We start from the raw sequence: 16773 nt of genomic DNA, 5'->3' as shown, positions 1-16773 counted from the left end.
GCCATCTCCCCCTCAGTGTTTGTCGCGGGCGATACCGTCGGCCACCAGGGAGCATCCAGCAATGGCCAGCAGGATGGCCAGGCCCGGCCAGAGCGCGGCCAGCGGCGCGGCGAAGACCGCCTCCTGCGCGTTGGCCAGCATATTGCCCCAGGAGGGGGTGGGCGGCTGGATGCCCAGGCCGAGGAAGCTCAGCACGCTCTCGGCCAGGATGGCGCCGGCGACGGCCAGCGCCGCGGCGACGGCGACCGGTGCGGCCAGGCCCGGCAGCACATGTCGCCAGAGCAGCCGCGCCTCGGTCACGCCCAGCGCCCGGGCGGCGCGCACATAGTCGCTGGCCAGGATGGCGAGCGCCCCGGCCCGCGCCAGCCGCGCCACCCCCACCCAGCCGAACAGCACCAGGATGAGGGTGATGCGCAGCATGTCGGTCGCCGCCGCGCCGCGCGGCAGGCCAAGCCGGGCGGGGTCGATCGCCGCCAGCAGCACCAGGATCGGCAGCGCGGGCAGCGCCAGCAGCCCGTCGGCCAGGCGCATCAGCGCGGCATCCACCCAGCCGCCGCGCCAGGCGGCGAGCAGCCCGACCGCCGTGCCGAGCAGCGCCGAGGCCAGCGCCGCCGCCAGCCCGACGGCCAGCGACACGCGGGCGCCGTGGAACAGACGCGCCAGCAGGTCGCGCCCCAGCTCGTCGGCGCCCAGAGGGTGCTCCGGGGAGGGCGGCGCGTAGCGGGCGAAGAGGTCCGGCGCGAAGGGATCCTGGCCGAGCCAGCCCGCCACCCAGGGGGCGGCCAGCGCGGCCAGCGCCAGCAGGCTCAGCAGGGCGAGGCCGGTGCGGAGCCGTGTCATTCGCCGAGCCTCGGATCGATCCAGCGCTGCGCCAGGTCGGCGGCGAGGGTGGCCAGCATGGTCACGAGCGCCACCAGCAGCAGCGCCAGCAGGGCCAGGTTGTAGTCATTGCCCATCACCGCGTCATAGAGCAGCTTGCCCATGCCGGGGCGGGCGAAGAGCGTCTCCGTCACCAGCGCGCCGGAGACCAGGGCGCCGGCGTCGAGCGCCAGCAGCGTGAGCAGGGGCACGGCGGCGTTCGGCAGGGCATGGTGCCAGAGGAGGCGCCCCTCGCCGGCGCCGCGCGCCCGCGCGCTGGTGATGAAGGGGCGCCGCAATTCGGCGGAGAGGGCGGTGGCGGCATGGCGCGCATAGGCCGCCATCTGGCCGAAGGCCAGGGTGGCGACCGGCAGGATGAGGTAGCGCAGCGGCGATTCGCCTTCCGCGGGCAGGCCCCCCGCCGGCAGCCAGCCGAGCCGCACGGCGAAGAGGATGATCAGCAGGATGCCGAGCCAGAAGCCCGGCACCGCCTGGGCCAGCAGGGCCAGCAGGTCCACCGGCCGGCGCCAGCGGGGGGAGAGCGCCGCCAGCGCGCCAAGGCCGGTGCCGGCCAGCGCCGCCAGCAGCACGGCGGCGCCGACCAGCACCAGGGTGGAGAGCAGCGCCGGCCAGAGCACCGCCACGGCCGGCTGGGCGAAGAGGCGGGAATAGCCGAACTCGCCGCGCAGCAGCCCCGCGCCCCAGGCCAGGTAGCGTTCGGTCAGCGGCTGATCCAGGCCGTGCAGCGCGCGCAGGCGCGCCACGTCCGCGGCGGTCAGGCGGGGATCGGCCATCAGCGAGAGCGAGACCGGGTCGCCCGGCATCAGCCCGATGGCGAACCAGGCGGCCAGCGAGAGCAGCAGCAGGGTCAGGGCGATCTGCGGCAGGCGCAGCGCCGCCAGCCTCAGCGCGCCCGCCATTCCGTCACCCAGAGAGAGGAATAGTTCTGGTGCCCGGTGGGCCGCACGCCGTCGAGCCAGAGCGGCCAGACATGCGCGTCCGAACGGTGCCAGAGCGGCAGGGCGGGCAGGTCGGTGGCGATGCGGCGCTGCAGCCGCGCCCAGAGCGGGCGGCGCTTCGCCGCGTCCAGCTCCAGCGGCAGGGCCTCGATCAGCGCGTCCACCCCGGCGTCGCGGTAGCCGGTGTAGTTCTGGCCGGACCAGTTGCGCTCGGCGCGCGGGATCTCGTCGGAATGGAAGGTGCTGCGCGGCACGTTCTCAGGGCTGCTGACCCAGGCGAAGAGGGCGCCGCCGGTGAAGCGGCGCCGGCTCACCGTCTCGCCGAAGAAGACGCGGGGCGGCTCGTTGCGGATCCGCGCCTCGACGCCGACGGCCTTCCACATCCCGGCCAGGATCTGCTGCACCTGCTCGCGCGAGCGGTTGCCGGCGGTGGTCATCAGCTCGAAGGCCAGGCGGTCCCCGGCGGCGTTGCGGCGGACGCCGTCCGGGCCGGGGCGCCAGCCGGCCTCTTCCAGCAGGGCGGCGGCGCGCGCCGGGTCGAAGGGCCAGGCGGGCGTGTCGGGGTCGTAGCCGGCATCGCGCGGATGCACGGCCCCGGCCGCCACCTCCTGCCGCCCGCCATAGAGGCGCGCCACGATCTGCGCCCGGTCGGCGGCGAGCAGCAGGGCCTGGCGTACCCGCCGGTCGGCCAGCAGGGGGTTGTCCAGGTTGAGGTCGATATGCTCGTAGGTGAGGCCCGGATTGTAGGCAAAGCGGAAGCGCGCGCCGGCGCGGCGCTCCAGCGCCACGACCTGCTCGAGGGGCAGCCCCAGCTCGCCCGCCACCATGTCGATCTGCCCGGCCAGCAGCTGCGCCTCCAGCGCCGCCGTGTTCTCCACCGTGCGGATGGCGATGCGGTCGAAGGCGGGGGCGGGGCCGGTCCAGTGCGCGTTGCGCTCCAGCGTCACCCCGGCGCCGGGCTGCACCGCGGCGATGCGGTAGGGGCCGTTCCAGAGCGCCGGATTGGCGGTCTCGGTCTCGTAGGCGGAGCGGGTGCGGTAGCCGGCCCTGTCGGCCTCCCAGCGCGGCCGCTCGATGCGCGCCGGCAGCGGCTGGAACTGGCCCAGGCCGGCATAGTCGAACGTCACCTTGTCGAAGCGGATGGTGAAGCGCCGGGGATCGTCGCTGCTGAACTCATAGGCGGAGCGGTAGGTCTCGGCCGGGCCGAAGCCGGTCTCGAAGGCGCGGCCGGCCTCCCAGGCGAAGCGCATGTCCTCGGCCGTGACCGGCGTGCCGTCGCCCCAGTTCAGCGCGCGCAGCTCCCAGGTGACACGGATGCCAGGCCGGCCATCCGGCGTCGTCTCCAGCACCGCCTGCCCGTTCTCCAGGCTCGGCAGCCGGGTGCAGGCGAGGCAGCCCTGCTGCCAGTCGGCGTCATAGGCGGTGACGGGGCGCAGCGCGAAGCCGAGGAGATAGGCCTTGGCCGCCATGTTCTCGATGTTGGGGTGGAAGTTGCCCGGATACTGGCTGAGGCCGATGGTCAGGCTGTCGCGGCGCGGCTGGGCGGCGGCATCCGCCAGGGTCAGGCCGGGGGCGAACAGGGCGAGGGTGGCGGCGAGGCAGTGGCGCATGGGCCGGGATGATGCCGGCTCATGCCGCGGCGCGGTAGGGCAAAACCCGGCCTATCCGAAGGCTTCCCGCAGCAGCAGCAGGTTCAGCCCCACGATCAGCGCCGTGGCCGCCCAGCCCAGGGCGAGCTGCCAGACCGGTGTGACCAGCGCGCCGAGCCGCCGGCGGTCCCCCGCGAAGAGCATCAGCGGGATGGCGGCGAAGGGCAGCTGCAGCGAGAGCACCACCTGCGAGAGCACCAGCAGCTCGGCCGTGCCGCGCTCGCCATAATGCCAGGTGACGAGCACCGCCGGCACGACGGCGATCAAGCGCGTCACCAGCCGGCGAAGCGCGGGGGGCAGGCGGATGCGCAGGAAGCCCTCCATCACCACCTGGCCGGCGATGGTGGCGGTGACGGTGGAGTTCAGCCCGCAGCAGAGCAGCGCCACGGCGAAGAAGACCGGCGCCGCCGCGCCGAGCAGCGGCGCCAGCATGGCATGCGCCTCGCCGATCTCGGCGATCCCGGTCTGTCCCCGCACATGGAAGGCGGCGGCGGCGACGATCAGGATGGCGGAGTTGATCAGCAGGGCCAGGGTCAGCGCCACGCTGCTGTCGATGCTGGCGAAGCGGATCGCCTCCCGCTTGCCGGCGAGATCCTCGCCAGCGGCGCGCGACTGCACGATGGCGGTGTGCAGGTAGAGGTTGTGCGGCATCACCGTGGCGCCGAGGATGCCGAGGGCCAGGTAGAGCTGGCGGGAATCCGCGACGATCGAGGCGGAGGGCAGGTAGCCGCGCAGCACGGCGCCCCAGTCCGGGTCGGCCAGCGCCAGCTGCGCCAGGAAGCAGAGGGCGATCAGCGCGATCAGGCCGATGACGAAGGCCTCCAGCCAGCGCACCCCCTTGTGCTGCAGCCAGAGGATCAGGAAGGTGTCGAGCACGGTCAGGATCACGCCCTCCAGCAGCGGCAGGCCGAAGAGCAGCTGCAGGGCGATGGCGGTGCCGATCACCTCGGCCAGGTCGGTGGCGCAGATCGCCAGCTCCGCCAGCAGCCAGAGCGGGATGGCGACGGCCTTCGGGAAGCGTTCGCGGCAGAGCTGGGCGAGGTCGCGCCCCGTGGCGATGCCGATGCGGGCGCAGATCGCCTGCAGCAGCATGGCCATCAGCGAGGACAGCAGGGCGACCGAGAGCAGCGTGTAGCCGAAGGCCGAGCCGCCGGCGATGGCGGTGGCCCAGTTGCCCGGATCCATGTAGCCCACCGCCACCATGTACCCCGGGCCGATGAAGGCCAGCAGGCGCCGCAGCCAGCCGGCGCCGAGCGGCACGGCCACGCTGCGGTGGATCTCGGTCAGGCTGCGCGGGGCGCCGTGCCGGTCGGTCACGGGCGGTGCGCCCGGCGCCGCCGGGAGGACCATGCGGAAAGGCGGAGCATGGCGCGCATTGAGCCTGTAGCCGGAGCTACAATCAAGCGCCCGGCTGCGATACGCGGGCCGGGGCCGCCGCGGCCTCAGCCGGCCTTGGCCTTGTAGGCCTCCGCCTCCGCCAGGCTGCCGACACCGCCGCGCGCCCGGCTCCACTCCACCGGATCCTCCAGGAAGCGCCGCACCTCCTTCAGCGCCGCCTCGGAGAAGTAGGGCCTCTCGCGGCAGACCTCGAGCACGTCCCACCAGGTGGCGAGATGCAGCAGGTTGAGGTTGATCTCCTTCAGCTTCTCCTGCCCGCCGGGGAAGACGCCGTAGAAGAAGACGACGAAGGTGTGGTCGCAGATGGCGCCGGCGTCGCGCAGCGCCTGGGCGAAGCGGATCTTGCTGGCGCCGTCCGTCGTCAGGTCCTCGACCAGCAGGGTCTGCTTGCCCTCCGGCACGTCGCCCTCGATCTGGGCGTTGCGGCCGAAGCCCTTGGGCTTCTTCCGGACATAGGACATCGGCGCCATCATCCGGTCGGCGATCCAGGCGGCGTAGGGGATGCCGGCGGTCTCGCCGCCCGTCACCGCCTCGATCGTCTCGTAGCCGATGTGGCGGCCGATCTTCTCCACCGCCAGCTCGACGATGCGGTTGCGGGCGCGGGGGAAGGAGATGATCTTGCGGCAGTCGATATAGACCGGGCTCTTCCAGCCGCTGGTGAAGGTATAGGGCTCCTCGGGCCGGAAGTTGACGGCCTTGATCTCCAGGAGGATGCGGGCGGTGGTGAGGGCCGCGTCGCGGTCCCAGTCGGAAGGGTGGGTCGAGGACATGACAGGGGCTCCTTTTGCCGCGGTTGGTAACGCCCGCCCGGCGGCGCGTCCATGACAGAAGCGAGTCGCGTCTGGGTCCTGGCCGATCCCCGCGCCGGCACCGCCGCCCAGGCGCTGGGCATGGCCGAGCGGCTCGGGCGGCCCTTCCACACCCTGCCGCTGGGCTGGGGCGCCCTGGCCCGGCTGCCGCTGCCCTGGCCGAGCCTGGCCGGGCTGTCGGCCGAGGCCCGCGCCGGGCTGGCGCCGCCCTGGCCGGGGCTGGTGTTCTCGGCCGGGCGCCGGGCGGCGCCGGTGGCGCGCTGGCTGCGCCGCCGGGGCGCGCGCACCGTCCATGCCATGCGGCCCGGCTTCGGCGCGGCCGATTTCGACCTGCTGGTGATCGGCCGGCACGACGCGCCGCGGCCGGCGCCCAACCTGTTTCCCATCCTCGGCGCCTGCCACCGCCTCAGCCCGTCACGGCTCGCCGCGGCGCGGGCCGAATGGGCCGGCTTCGCCAGCCTGCCGGCGCCGCGGGTGGCCCTGCTGCTGGGCGGCGCGGTGCGGGGGGAAGGGCTGGCCCCGGACCTCGCCGCGGAGCTGGCGCGGGCCGCGGCCGGCTTCGGCGGCAGCGTGCTGGCCACCACCTCGCGGCGCAGCGGCGCGGCCGCGGCCGGCTCGGTGGCGGCGGCCCTGGCGGCGGTGCCGCACCGGCTGCACGGCTGGGGCGCCGCCGGCGCCAACCCCTATGCCGGCATGCTGGCCTGGGCCGATGCGGTGGTGGCGACCGGCGATTCCGTCTCCATGCTGAGCGAGGCCCTGGCCACGAGCGCGCCGCTCTTCATCGCCGAGACCACCGAGGCGCCGCGCCACCGCGCCCTCTGGCGCAGCCTCTACGACTCCGGGCAGGCGCGGCGCCTCTCGCCCGGCGTGGCCTTCTTCCCGCGCGCCCCGCTGGACGAGGCGGGGCGGGTGGCGGCGGCGATCCGGGCACGCGGCTGGGCGTGATGCCTCCGGCGCCGCGGCCGCCTCAGGACCGCGCCGCCACCCGGAAGGAGATCTGCGCCACGAGGCTGGCGCCCACGAGCACGAGCGCGGCCGTCAGCGCCGGGTCGGAGCCCAGCCCGGCCAGCGAGGTGCAGAGGGCGCCGACCGCCATCTGCGCGAAGCCGAACAGGCCGGCGGCCGAGCCCGCCACCGCCGGGTTGATGCCTACCGCCTGGGTCAGCGCCAGGGGCGAGGCGGCACCGGCGCCCATGGTGAAGACGAACATGCTGCCCACGGCGAGGGGGACCGAGAGCTGCCCCAGCAGCACCCCGCCCAGCAGCAGGCCGGCGGCGGCCAGGCTCAGCAGGTTGGCGCCCACCATCAGGCGCTGCATCGGCAGGCGGGCGATGAGGCGCCCGGTCATCGCGCTGCCCACCCAGGCGCCGGCGATCAGGATGGCGAGATAGACGCCGACCTCCTCGGGCGGGCGATGCAGCTGGCCGCCGAAGATGAAGGGCGCGGAGGCGGTGAAGGCGTACATGGAGGTGGTGGCGCAGCCCCCGCCCAGGGCGAACCCCAGGAAGGCGCGCGAGCCGATCAGCCGGCGGTAGTTGCGGCCGAGCGAGGCCAGGTCCGTGTTCGCGCCACGGGCGCCGGTCTCGGGCAGGATGCGCCAGGTCAGCAGGGCCAGGGCGAGGCCGAGGGCGCAGAGCACGCCGAAGATGGCGCGCCAGCCGAGCGCGGTCGCCAGCACGCCGCCCAGGATCGGCGCCAGGCCGGGGCCCAGCAGCACCATCAGGTTCATCAGGGCGAGGCGGCGCGCGGCCTGCTCCGGCCCGGCGGTGTCGCGCACGATGGCGCGGCCCAGCACCAGCCCGGCGCAACCCCCGAGCGCCTGGGCCAGTCGCGCCAGGATCAGGCCGGTGGCGGTGGCGGAGAAGGCGGCGGCCAGCCCGGAGACGGTGTAGAGGAGAAGGCCCACCAGCAGCGTGACGCGGCGGCCGAAGCGGTCGGCGACCGGGCCATAGACCAGTTGGCCGAACGCCAGGCCGAGGATGTAGAGGCTGATCGTGGCCCGCATGGTGCCGTCGCTGGCCCGCAGCTCCGCCGCGGCGGCCGGCAGGGCGGGAATGAAGATGTGCATGGCGAGCGTGCCGCTGAGCGTGACCAGGGCCAGCAGCCAGAGCGGCGCCTGGCGCGGTGCCGCCATGCGGGCGGCGGCCTCATGCGGCGCCGGCGATCCGCCGGGCCGCCACGTCACGGCGCCGCCTCCGCGGCCAGCCTGGCGCCGATGTGGCGCAGCACGCGGTCCGCGATGACCAGTTCCGCCTCGTTGAGTCCGGCGAGCGCCGTCTCCCGCGCCGCCCGCGCCACCTGCTCCACCTGGGCGACCGTGGCGCGGCCCTGGTCGGTCAGCACCAGCACGCGGGCGCGGCGGTCGCCCTCCTCGCCGCGCCGCTCGACCAGCCCCGCCGCCTCCAGCGCATCCACCAGCCGCACCACGGAGGAGCCGTCCAGCGCGAGGGAGCGCGCGAGGTCTTTCTGCCGCATCGGCGCCTCGGCGCGGGCGATGCGCAGCAGCGGCAGCCAGGTGGCCTCGGTCAGCCCGAAGCGCTGCAGGCGGTTGTCGGCCCAGCGGCGCCACTGGCGCGCGGTCTGCGCCAGAAGGCTGCCGAAGCCCTGGCGGAGCTGCTCGGGGGAATGCGTCATGGCGGCCTCCAGGATCGCGGGCCAATAGATGGCATATCAACTATTGTGATACAATCTTCCCGCCTCCCTTGGGATCTCTCCTCGGGGTCTTTCCCCAGGGTCTTTCCTCGGGGCCGCTTGCCCGGGGGCGGAGCGGCGGCCATCCTCCGGCGCATCCGCCAACCATCGTCTGAGGATCGTCCATGTCCCGCTCCTATCGAATCGCCGTCGTGCCCGGGGATGGCATCGGCAAGGAAACCGTGCCGGAGGGGTTGCGGGTGCTGGATGCCGCGGCCCGGCGCTTCGGCTTCGAGCTGAAGCTCGATCACTACGACTGGTCCTGCGAGACCTATCAGAAGACCGGCCGCATGATGCCCGAGGACGGCATCGACCGGCTGCGGGAGAGCGACAGCGTGTTCCTGGGCGCGGTCGGCTGGCCCGGCGTGCCGGACCATGTCTCGCTCTGGGGCCTTCTGATCCCGATCCGGCGCGAATTCGACCAGTATATCAGCCTGCGTCCCTGCAAGCTGATGCCGGGCTGCAAGACGCCGCTGGCCAACCGCACACCGGCCGAGATCGACTTCTACGTGGTGCGCGAGAACACCGAGGGCGAATACTCATCCTCGGGCGGGAAGATGTTCGCCGGCACCGAGCGGGAGTTCGTGACGCAGGACGCGGTGTTCACCCGCAAGGGCGTCGACCGGGTGATGAAATACGCCTTCGAGCTGGCGCGCACCCGTCCGCGCAGGAAAGTGACCAGCGCCACCAAGTCGAACGGCATCACCTTCACCATGCCCTACTGGGACGAACGCTTCGCCGAGATGGCGAAGCAGTATCCGGACGTCACCACCGATCAGTTCCACATCGACATCCTCTGCGCGCAGTTCGTGCAGCATCCCGACTGGTTCGACGTGGTGGTCGGCTCCAACCTGTTCGGCGACATCCTCTCCGATCTCGGCCCGGCGGTGGCGGGCTCCATCGGCATCGCGCCCAGCGCCAACATCAACCCGGAGAAGGCGCATCCCTCGATGTTCGAGCCGGTGCATGGCTCGGCGCCCGACATCGCCGGCAAGCATATCTGCAATCCCATCGGCCAGATCTGGTCCGGCGCCATGATGCTGGAGCATCTGGGCGAGCCGGAAGCGGCGCGCGCCATCACCGAGTCCATCGAGAAGCTGCTGGCCGAGGGCGGCCCGCGCACCCGTGACATGGGCGGGCAGGCGGCGACCGCGGATGTCGGCAAGGCGCTGGCGGAGGCCGTCGCGGCCGCGGGCTGACCGAGAGGAACCTTGATGGTCCCGGCGGATCAGCCTATAAAACGGGCGGGATGAGTTGCGAGCGATTCTCAATTGTCTCGCAACTGCAGGAGATCGCTGATGGGCAATGACTTCAGCCACATCACCCGCCGCTGTGAGCGGGCGGTGGTGACGGCTTACAGGGAGCTGCGGGAAACCGGGAATGACGACCTGTCGTCCTTCCGGGCCTGTACGGCACTGTACCGGATCCACCACCCCGAATCCTCGGTCAGCGAGGCGCGTCGGCTGGTCTCCGAATGGATCGATCATCACGTGGTGCGGGGCGAATCCGGCCCGACCGACGGCTGCGACTGCCCCTGAGCGGCCAGGCGCGGCCTTCCGGCATCCAGGACTGACAGGCCGCCCTCCGGGCGGCCTTTTTCATCTCCATATTCCTTCATGCCATACCACGGCATCGCCAGGACCACGCCTCCGGTCGCGGCCCGGTGCCGGCGGAATTCCGCACGAGCGCGGAAAACATTGGCCTTCTCGGTGGTTATTCCCTGGCACGGCGGACTTAGAACCGCCTGGACAACAGGGAAGCCACACATGCGCATGAAGACGGCCCTCGCGCTCGTCGCCGGCCTGATGGCCGCTCCGGCGGCCATGGCCCAGACCTCTCCTCAGTCCCAGACCCCCCAGGCGCAGCCTCCGCAGGGCACGGTGGGCTCGCCCGCCGCACCGGGCGGTGGCGGCACGAGCATGCAGCAGGGGACGCCCGGCACGGCCGCGCCGCCGGCCGCCACCACGCCCCCGGCGACGACGGCGGCGCCGCGTAGCGAGGAGCGGTCCAGCCCGCCCACGACCGCCACGCCAACGGCGGGCGCCAACAGCTTCACCGAAGGCCAGGCCCGCAGCCGCCTCGAGGACGCCGGCTACACGGATGTCCAGGAACTGCGGAAGGATGACCAGGGCGTCTGGCGTGGCAGGGCGATGCGCAACGGCCAGAGAACCGATGTCGGCCTGGACTTCCAGGGCAACGTGGTGACCGGGAACGCACCCGCTCGCTGAGCACGAGGGGCGGCAAGGGCCGCCCGCGCATCTCCGTCAGGAAAGGGGACTCCCATGGCCCAGAAGACCATCACCCGGCTCTACGACACCCGCGACCACGCCCAGGCCGCGTTGCGGGACCTCGAGGCGGCCGGATTCTCGCATGACGATATCGGCATCGTCTCCAGTGACCACCGGGATGACACGACCGCCGCCACCCGTACTGCCTCCACCCATCAGGAAACCGAGGGCGAGACCAAGTCCGGGGCCGGTATCGGCGCCACCCTCGGCACGCTGGTGGGCGGCGGCGCGGGGCTCGCGGCCGGCCTCGGTGCGCTGGCGATCCCAGGGCTCGGCCCGATCGTCGCGGCCGGTGCGCTGGTGGCGGCTCTGACCGGTGCGGGTGCCGGCGCGGCGGCCGGCGGCGCCATCGGCGCGCTGACCGGCGCGGGCGTCAGCGAATCCGAGGCGCCGGTCTATGCCGAGGGCATCCGCCGGGGCGGCAGCATGGTGACGGTGCACGCGCCGGAGGAGCGGGAGGCGGAAGCCATCGCCATCCTCAATCGCCACAACCCGGTCGACATCGCCGGCCGCGAGGCCAGCTACCGCGAGAGCGGCTGGCGTGGCTACGAGGAGGACATGCCGCCGGAAGGCACCGGCCGGCCGGCGGTCAGCCCTCCGGGCGGCATCGGCGCCGCCGTGGACCCGACCGTGCCCGGCACCACGCCGTCCGACCGGCGGATCTGATACAGGCCTGCCGGGCCGAGAAACGGGGGGGCCGCGAGGCCCCCTCAGTCCGTTGCGGCGATCCCAGGGTCAGCGCCGTCCCGTATCCGGATCGAAGCGAACGTCGGGCCGGGCCAGACCGCCCGAGATTCCGACCGGCGTGCCATCGGCGCGCCAGCAGGCGGCACCCTCCAGCATGCCATCGGCATGGAAGCGGATCGCGCCCATGCCGCCGCCGATGTGCTTCACCCGCTGCACACGGTGGCCGAGAGCGGCGAGAGGTGTATCCAGTTCCGCCGCCACGTTTGGTTCCAGCTCCAGCGTATGCCCGTTCGTCCAGATGCGCGGCGCCTCCACGGCGTCCTGCAGGTCCATCCCGTGGTCGATGAGGTTGATCACGGCCTGCATGGCGGAGCCGAAGATGCGGAGGCCGCCCGGCAGGCCCAGGGCGAAGACCGGCCTGCCCTCGCGCCGGACGATGGTCGGTGCCATGGAGGTGAAGACCCGCTTGCCCGGCGCCACGGAGAGCGCCAGGCCGGGGTGCGGGTCGAAGTTGAACATGTAGTTGTTGGCGATCAGCCCGGTGCCGGGGACGGAGAAGCGGGCGCCGAACAGGCTGTTGATCGTCTGCGTGGTGGCGACGATGTTTCCCGCCGCGTCGGCCACCGTGACATGGGTCGTGTTGGGCGATTCCCGCCCGCCCGCGCCGATCGGCCGGCCGGCGGCAATGCCGGGTGACCAGTCCCGCGCCGCGTCGCGCCGCAGCAGGGCACGGCGCTCGGCCGCGTAGGCCTTGCTGGTCAGCCGCTGCACCGGCACCTCGATGAAGGCGGGGTCCGCCGTCGCGACGCCACGGTCGGCGAAGGCCAGCTTCAGCGCCTCGGCCAGCAGGTGGATGGTCGCGGTGCTGCCGGAGCCCGAGGCGGCGAGGTCGAAGCCCTCCAGCACGTTCAGCATCTGCGTCATGTGGACGCCGGAGGAGGACGGGGGCGGCGGCGCCAGGATCTCGAAGCCGCGGTAGTGGCCGATGACCGGCTGGCGCTCGACCACCGCATAGGTGTCGAGATCACCCGCGCCGATCAGGCCGCCTTCCGCCGCCATGTGCGCCACCAGCGCCCGTCCCAGCTCGCCGCCATACAGGGCCGCCGGCCCCCGCTCGCCGATCAGGCGCAGGGATTCCGCCAGCTCCGGCTGACGCAGCAGGGTTCCGGGGGCCACCGGGGCGCCATCCGGCAGGAAGGTGGCGGCGAGGCCGGGGTCGCGCGCCAGGTCGGCCGCGGCATCGCCGATGGCGCCCGTCAGATAGGCGGTGACACGAAAGCCCTCGGCGGCGGCCCGGATGGCCGGGCGGACCACCTCGGCCAGCGGCAGGCTGCCATGCTCCGCCAGCGCGCGGCACCAGCCGGCCAGCGCCCCGGGCACGCCCATCGCCAGGATGCCCACCGCGTTCGCCCGGCCCTCGGTTTCCTGATAGTCCGGCAGCCGGTCGGAGACGGGGCGGTAGAGGTCCGGCCGCGCGGCGGCGGGCGCGGTGGAGAGGCCGTCCAGCACGAGGTGGCGCTCGTCCGCCAGGCGCAGATGCGCCAGGCCGCCGCCCAGCGGCCCCACCATCATCGGCTCCACCACCGTCAGGGTGAACAGGGCGGCGATGGCGGCGTCGATGGCGTTGCCGCCGGACAGCAGCATCTCCGCGCCGGCCGCCGAGGCCACCGGATGGTTGGTCACGACCATGCCCCTGCTGGCCAGGGCAGGGCGCTTCTCGCAGGAGAAGGGGCTGCCGGCGCGCTGCCGCCAGGCCGGGCCGGTTGGACAAGGGTTCAAGGCGCTGCTCCTCCATTGCCGGAATGGCCAGCTTGCGCCGGGCAGGCGGATTGTCCAGCCGCCGCGCCGCGTGACGGAACTCTTGCCTCCGCCTTACCGTTTACAGTCCAGGACCGCGAGATGTGACCATGATGGACGGAACAGGAGGGACAGAGATGGGCCGGAATGAGGAGCCGGACGCAGAGACGATCGCCTTCGCGGGGCGGGTCTTCCAGGCCGCGCGCGAGGGCAGGGCGCACGAGCTGACGGAGGTTCTCGCTGCCGGACTTCCGCCCAATCTGTGCAATGACAAGGGCGACAGCCTGCTGATGCTGGCCTCCTACCATGGCCAGGAGGCGGTGGTGCAGACCCTGTTGCATCACGGGGCCGATGCGGACCTGCTGAACGACCGGGGCCAATCGCCCCTGACCGGCGCGGTGTTCAAGGGCTACGAGCCGATCGTGCGGCACCTCCTGCGGCATGGCGCGGCGGTCGATGGCAGCGGGCCGGACGGGCGGACACCGCTGATGGTCGCCGCCATGTTCAACCGCCTCGACATGATGCGGCTGCTCCTCGAGCACGGAGCCGATCCCGCCGCGCGGGACGCGATGGGCAACACGGCGATGGATGCGGCGCGTGCCATGGGGGCGTCGGACGCCATCGCCCTGCTGGAAGGGGGGACCGGCGCGGGCTGAGGCTCAGCGCCCCGCCCAGCGCAGGGCCGCCAGGGCCAGGGCGTCAATGGTGTCGATCAGCGGCAGGCCGATCGCGTCGGTGGGGCCGGCCTGGATGCCCAGCGGGATCTCGGTGCAGCCCAGCACCACCGCGGCGGCGCCGCGCGCCCGCAGGCGCGAGGCCATCTCGGCCAGCGGCGCATGGGCCTCGGCCGGCCGGTTGGCCTTGACCAGCGCGATGGCGGGGGAGACCAGCGCCGCCATCTCGGCGGGGTCCGGCACGATGCAGTCATAGCCCCGACCTTCCAGGCGGGACTGGTAGAGGCGCATATCCAGCGTCCCGGCCGTGCCGAGGATGCCGATGCGCCCGCCGTCGATGCCCTGCCGCGCCAGTTCGGCCGCCGCCGCGTCGACGATATGCAGGATCGGCAGGCGGGTGGCCGCCGCCAGGCCGTCGTACCAGCCATGCGCGGTGTTGCAGGGGATGGCGATGGCGCCGCAGCCCGCCGCCTCCAGGCCGCGCAGGCCGCGCAGCAGCCAGGGGAGGGGATCCTCGCCCTGGCCGAGGCGCGCCGCCGTGCGGTCAGGCACGCGGGGGTCGGACCAGAGCAGGGCCGGAAGGTGGTCCTGGTCCCGCTCCGCGGGGGTCAGCAGGGTGAGGCGGAGCATGAACTGCGCGCTGGCCAGCGGCCCCATGCCGCCCAGCACGCCGAGAAAGGGTCCCCCGAAAGGTCCCGGGGAGGAAGCGTCGCTCATAATCCCAGACCATCCGCGACCAGCTTCACGCCGGTCAGCGCCAGAAGAAGGTGGATCGACCGGTAGAAGGCCCTGTCGCTGATCCGGCCATGCAGCCAGACGCCGAGGCGGATGCCGGCGGGCGCCAGCGGCAGCAGCACCAGGCTGGTCAGCAGATTCGACAGGCCGAGCTGGCCGAGCGCCGCGTAGGGCACGAGCTTCACATAGTTCATGACGCCGAAGAAGACCACCGTGGTGGCGGCGAGCGTCCCCCGGTCCAGGCGCAGCGGATAGAGGTAGACCGCGAGCGGGGGGCCGCCGGCATGGGCGATGGTGCTGGTGAAGCCGGAGATGGTGGACCAGAAGCCGCCCTTCCAGGCATTCGGCCGGCTGGGCGGCGGCGGGCCGCGCCGCGCCAGCCAGAGGCTGCGCGCCAGGAAGACGAGCGAGATCACGCCCACCATCAGCTTGACGTGCCGGTCGCTCATGGCGCCGAAGGCCAGGGTGCCGAGCAGGATGCCGAGCAGGCCGCCGGGAATGATGGCGCGCATCTCCCGCCAGCTCCACCGGCCCCACCACGCGCGCAGGCCGGCGAGGTCCATGGCGCAGAGCACCGGCAGGCTGATGGCGGCGGCCTGCGGCGCGGGGATCAGCAGCGCCATGGCGGGGACGGAGAGATTGCCGCCGCCCGAGGCGAAGCCGCCCTTGCTGATGCCGGTGATCAGCAGGGCGGGGACGGCCAGGGCATAGAACCAGGGGTCGGTGACGAGGAGGTCCGACCAGGGCAGGGGGGCGTGAAGGGGGAAGGGCACGGGCTGACGGAACCGGACGTGGGGTGTAAGCACTAGCGCGCGATCGCCGAAGACGAAATCGCCGGAAGCGTCGATCGCGGTCTTCGTCTCCGCCTGCCCTCCCGTCCGTCGCCAAGGTAGCCCTGCTTCATGGAACACATGTCCGACCCGCTCTGGCTCGCGGGTCTTGCCGTCGCGATGGCCGTCACCGGCCTGATCTCGGGGACGCTGGCCGGCCTGCTCGGCGTCGGTGGCGGCATTGTCATCGTGCCGGTGCTGTTCAACATCCTGCCGCTCTTCGGCATCCCCGAAGCGGTGCAGATGAAGCTGGCCGTCGGCACCAGCCTCGCCACCATCATCCCGACCTCGATCATCTCGGCCCGCAAGCACTATGCCCGCGGCGCCATCGACACCGGACTGCTGAAGGCGATCTGGCCATCGATGGTGATCGGCGTCGCGCTCGGCACCGTGGCGGCGATCTGGCTGCATGGCAGCGCGCTCTCGGCGGTCTTCGCCACCATCGCGCTGCTGGTCGCGCTCAACATGGGCTTCACGGGGGTGGACTACAAAATCCGCGACGTGACGCCGCGCGGCCCGGGCCTCTGGGGCATCGGCGGCTTCATCGGCATGGTCTCGGCCATGATGGGCATCGGCGGCGGCACGGTGGGCGTGCCGATCCTCTCCATGTTCGGCACGCCGATCCGCTCGGCGGTCGCCACCTCCTCGGTCTTCGGGCTGATCATCTCCATCCCGGCGACCGTCGGCTTCATCTATGGCGGCTGGGGCGCGCACGACCTGCCGCCCTTCTCGCTCGGCTACGTCAACCTGATCGGCTTCCTGCTCATCGTGCCGAGTTCGCTGCTGGCGACGCCCTGGGGCGTGCACCTGGCGCACACCATCCCGCCGCTGATGCTCAAGCGCGCCTTTGCCATCTTCCTGGCGATCACCGCGGTGCGGATGTTCTACAGCCTGATCTTCTGAGGCACCGGCGGGGGCGGCGCCGCGGGCCCCGCCTCCTCCATCCCGAGCAGCGCGCGCAGCCGGGCCTGGCGCGGCTCCAGCAGGTCGGCCAGGCTGTGCCGGTCGAGCACGGCGAGGAAGGCCGCCAGCGCCTCGGCCAGCACCGCCTGCAACTCGCAGTTCCCGGCGATCAGGCAGGGCGTGCCGGCCTGCGCGCCCGCGCCGGGGAAGCAGGCGACCAGCGCCAGATCCTCCTCCGTCGCGCGCACCACGGCGCCAAGGCCGATCTCGCGCGCCGGGCGGGCCAGCCGCAATCCGCCGCCCCGCCCGCGCAGCGTCTCCAGGAAGCCGGCGCGGCCCAGCCCGTGCACCACCTTGGTCAGATGGTTCTCGGAGATGCGGAAGGCCTGGGCGATCTCCGGGATCGACGCCAGCCGGCCAGCCCGCAGCCCGACGAAGATGAGGGTCCGAAGCGCATAGTCGGTGTGCAGGGTCAGGCGCATGGAAAAGATATAT

18 protein-coding genes are annotated in these 16773 nt (G+C 72.9%); 7 read left to right on the top strand and 11 right to left on the bottom strand.

Annotation, left to right across the window (positions count from 1 at the left end; all coding sequences use genetic code 11):
* Window positions 1-12: 12 nt before the first annotated feature.
* The 5 genes from ACF3NH_RS00440 to ACF3NH_RS00420 all read right to left on the bottom strand — a co-directional run bounded on the left by ACF3NH_RS00440 (window position 13) and on the right by ACF3NH_RS00420 (window position 5634).
* Window positions 13-840, bottom strand: coding sequence for an ABC transporter permease (locus ACF3NH_RS00440; RefSeq protein ID WP_422921464.1), 828 nt, complete (start codon window positions 838-840; stop codon window positions 13-15).
* Complete coding sequence (locus tag ACF3NH_RS00435; protein ID WP_422921463.1) at window positions 837-1778, bottom strand: ABC transporter permease; 942 nt, start codon at window positions 1776-1778, stop codon at window positions 837-839. Before ACF3NH_RS00435 ends, ACF3NH_RS00440 begins: the two co-directional genes overlap by 4 nt.
* Entirely contained in the window at window positions 1763-3427 is a 1665-nt protein-coding gene (locus tag ACF3NH_RS00430) for a peptide ABC transporter substrate-binding protein (protein WP_422921462.1), read from the bottom strand. The genes ACF3NH_RS00435 and ACF3NH_RS00430 overlap by 16 nt, the downstream gene beginning before the upstream one ends.
* A 51-nt stretch (window positions 3428-3478) precedes the next feature.
* Window positions 3479-4816, bottom strand: a complete 1338-nt coding sequence (locus ACF3NH_RS00425) for an Nramp family divalent metal transporter (RefSeq protein WP_198364467.1) — start codon at window positions 4814-4816, stop codon at window positions 3479-3481.
* 92 nt (window positions 4817-4908) lie between these two features.
* Window positions 4909-5634 (bottom strand): orotate phosphoribosyltransferase, encoded by a 726-nt coding sequence (locus ACF3NH_RS00420; protein WP_198364468.1) that lies wholly within the window; start codon window positions 5632-5634, stop codon window positions 4909-4911.
* Between the two features lie 51 nt (window positions 5635-5685).
* Here ACF3NH_RS00420 and ACF3NH_RS00415 point away from each other — a divergent pair, with 51 nt between their 5' ends.
* Complete coding sequence (locus ACF3NH_RS00415; protein WP_422921461.1) at window positions 5686-6618, top strand: mitochondrial fission ELM1 family protein; 933 nt, start codon at window positions 5686-5688, stop codon at window positions 6616-6618.
* Between the two features lie 22 nt (window positions 6619-6640).
* Here the strand turns inward: ACF3NH_RS00415 and ACF3NH_RS00410 are convergent, their stop codons facing one another.
* Together ACF3NH_RS00410 and ACF3NH_RS00405 are read right to left on the bottom strand one after the other, a co-directional pair.
* Complete coding sequence (locus ACF3NH_RS00410; RefSeq protein ID WP_422921460.1) at window positions 6641-7858, bottom strand: Bcr/CflA family efflux MFS transporter; 1218 nt, start codon at window positions 7856-7858, stop codon at window positions 6641-6643.
* Window positions 7855-8307: a MarR family winged helix-turn-helix transcriptional regulator gene (locus ACF3NH_RS00405; RefSeq protein ID WP_422921459.1), complete on the bottom strand. Its 453-nt coding sequence runs from the start codon at window positions 8305-8307 to the stop codon at window positions 7855-7857. Before ACF3NH_RS00405 ends, ACF3NH_RS00410 begins: the two co-directional genes overlap by 4 nt.
* Window positions 8308-8489: 182 nt before the next feature.
* On the opposite strand from ACF3NH_RS00405, the gene ACF3NH_RS00400 reads away from it, so the two are divergent.
* From ACF3NH_RS00400 to ACF3NH_RS00385, 4 genes are all read left to right on the top strand, one after another.
* A complete protein-coding gene (locus ACF3NH_RS00400) occupies window positions 8490-9563 on the top strand; it encodes a tartrate dehydrogenase (protein ID WP_422921458.1) in 1074 nt (357 codons plus the stop codon).
* A 99-nt stretch (window positions 9564-9662) separates the two neighbouring features.
* Window positions 9663-9902, top strand: a complete 240-nt coding sequence (locus ACF3NH_RS00395; protein ID WP_198364473.1) for a hypothetical protein — start codon at window positions 9663-9665, stop codon at window positions 9900-9902.
* Between the two features lie 228 nt (window positions 9903-10130).
* Window positions 10131-10592, top strand: a complete 462-nt coding sequence (locus ACF3NH_RS00390) for a PepSY domain-containing protein (protein ID WP_198364474.1) — start codon at window positions 10131-10133, stop codon at window positions 10590-10592.
* A 54-nt stretch (window positions 10593-10646) separates the two neighbouring features.
* On the top strand, window positions 10647-11318 hold the full coding sequence (locus tag ACF3NH_RS00385; protein ID WP_198364475.1) for a general stress protein: 672 nt from the start codon (window positions 10647-10649) through the stop codon (window positions 11316-11318).
* 69 nt (window positions 11319-11387) lie between these two features.
* Here ACF3NH_RS00385 and ggt read toward each other — a convergent pair whose 3' ends face one another.
* A complete protein-coding gene (gene ggt / locus ACF3NH_RS00380) occupies window positions 11388-13118 on the bottom strand; it encodes a gamma-glutamyltransferase (protein WP_422921457.1) in 1731 nt (576 codons plus the stop codon).
* Between the two features lie 155 nt (window positions 13119-13273).
* Between ggt and ACF3NH_RS00375 the strand changes: the two genes are divergently transcribed.
* Window positions 13274-13792, top strand: a complete 519-nt coding sequence (locus ACF3NH_RS00375; RefSeq protein ID WP_198364476.1) for an ankyrin repeat domain-containing protein — start codon at window positions 13274-13276, stop codon at window positions 13790-13792.
* 3 nt (window positions 13793-13795) lie between these two features.
* Here ACF3NH_RS00375 and cuyB read toward each other — a convergent pair whose 3' ends face one another.
* Window positions 13796-14527, bottom strand: a complete 732-nt coding sequence (gene cuyB, locus ACF3NH_RS00370; RefSeq protein ID WP_198364477.1) for a cysteate racemase — start codon at window positions 14525-14527, stop codon at window positions 13796-13798.
* The gene (locus ACF3NH_RS00365) at window positions 14524-15318 is read right to left on the bottom strand and encodes a sulfite exporter TauE/SafE family protein (RefSeq protein WP_370591904.1); all 795 of its coding nucleotides are present in this window, start codon (window positions 15316-15318) and stop codon (window positions 14524-14526) included. The genes cuyB and ACF3NH_RS00365 overlap by 4 nt, the downstream gene beginning before the upstream one ends.
* Before the next feature lie 129 nt (window positions 15319-15447).
* On the opposite strand from ACF3NH_RS00365, the gene ACF3NH_RS00360 reads away from it, so the two are divergent.
* Complete coding sequence (locus ACF3NH_RS00360) at window positions 15448-16278, top strand: sulfite exporter TauE/SafE family protein (RefSeq protein WP_198364478.1); 831 nt, start codon at window positions 15448-15450, stop codon at window positions 16276-16278.
* Here ACF3NH_RS00360 and ACF3NH_RS00355 read toward each other — a convergent pair.
* Window positions 16260-16760 carry an Rrf2 family transcriptional regulator gene (locus ACF3NH_RS00355; protein WP_422921456.1) on the bottom strand — a complete coding sequence of 167 codons (501 nt, stop codon included), beginning with the start codon at window positions 16758-16760 and terminating at the stop codon, window positions 16260-16262. The genes ACF3NH_RS00360 and ACF3NH_RS00355 overlap by 19 nt on opposite strands.
* Between the last annotated feature and the right edge of the window lie 13 nt (window positions 16761-16773).

Source organism: Pseudoroseomonas sp. WGS1072 (assembly GCF_049340465.1).
GTDB lineage: Bacteria > Pseudomonadota > Alphaproteobacteria > Acetobacterales > Acetobacteraceae > Pseudoroseomonas.
This window is presented reverse-complemented; position numbering and strand designations above follow the sequence as displayed.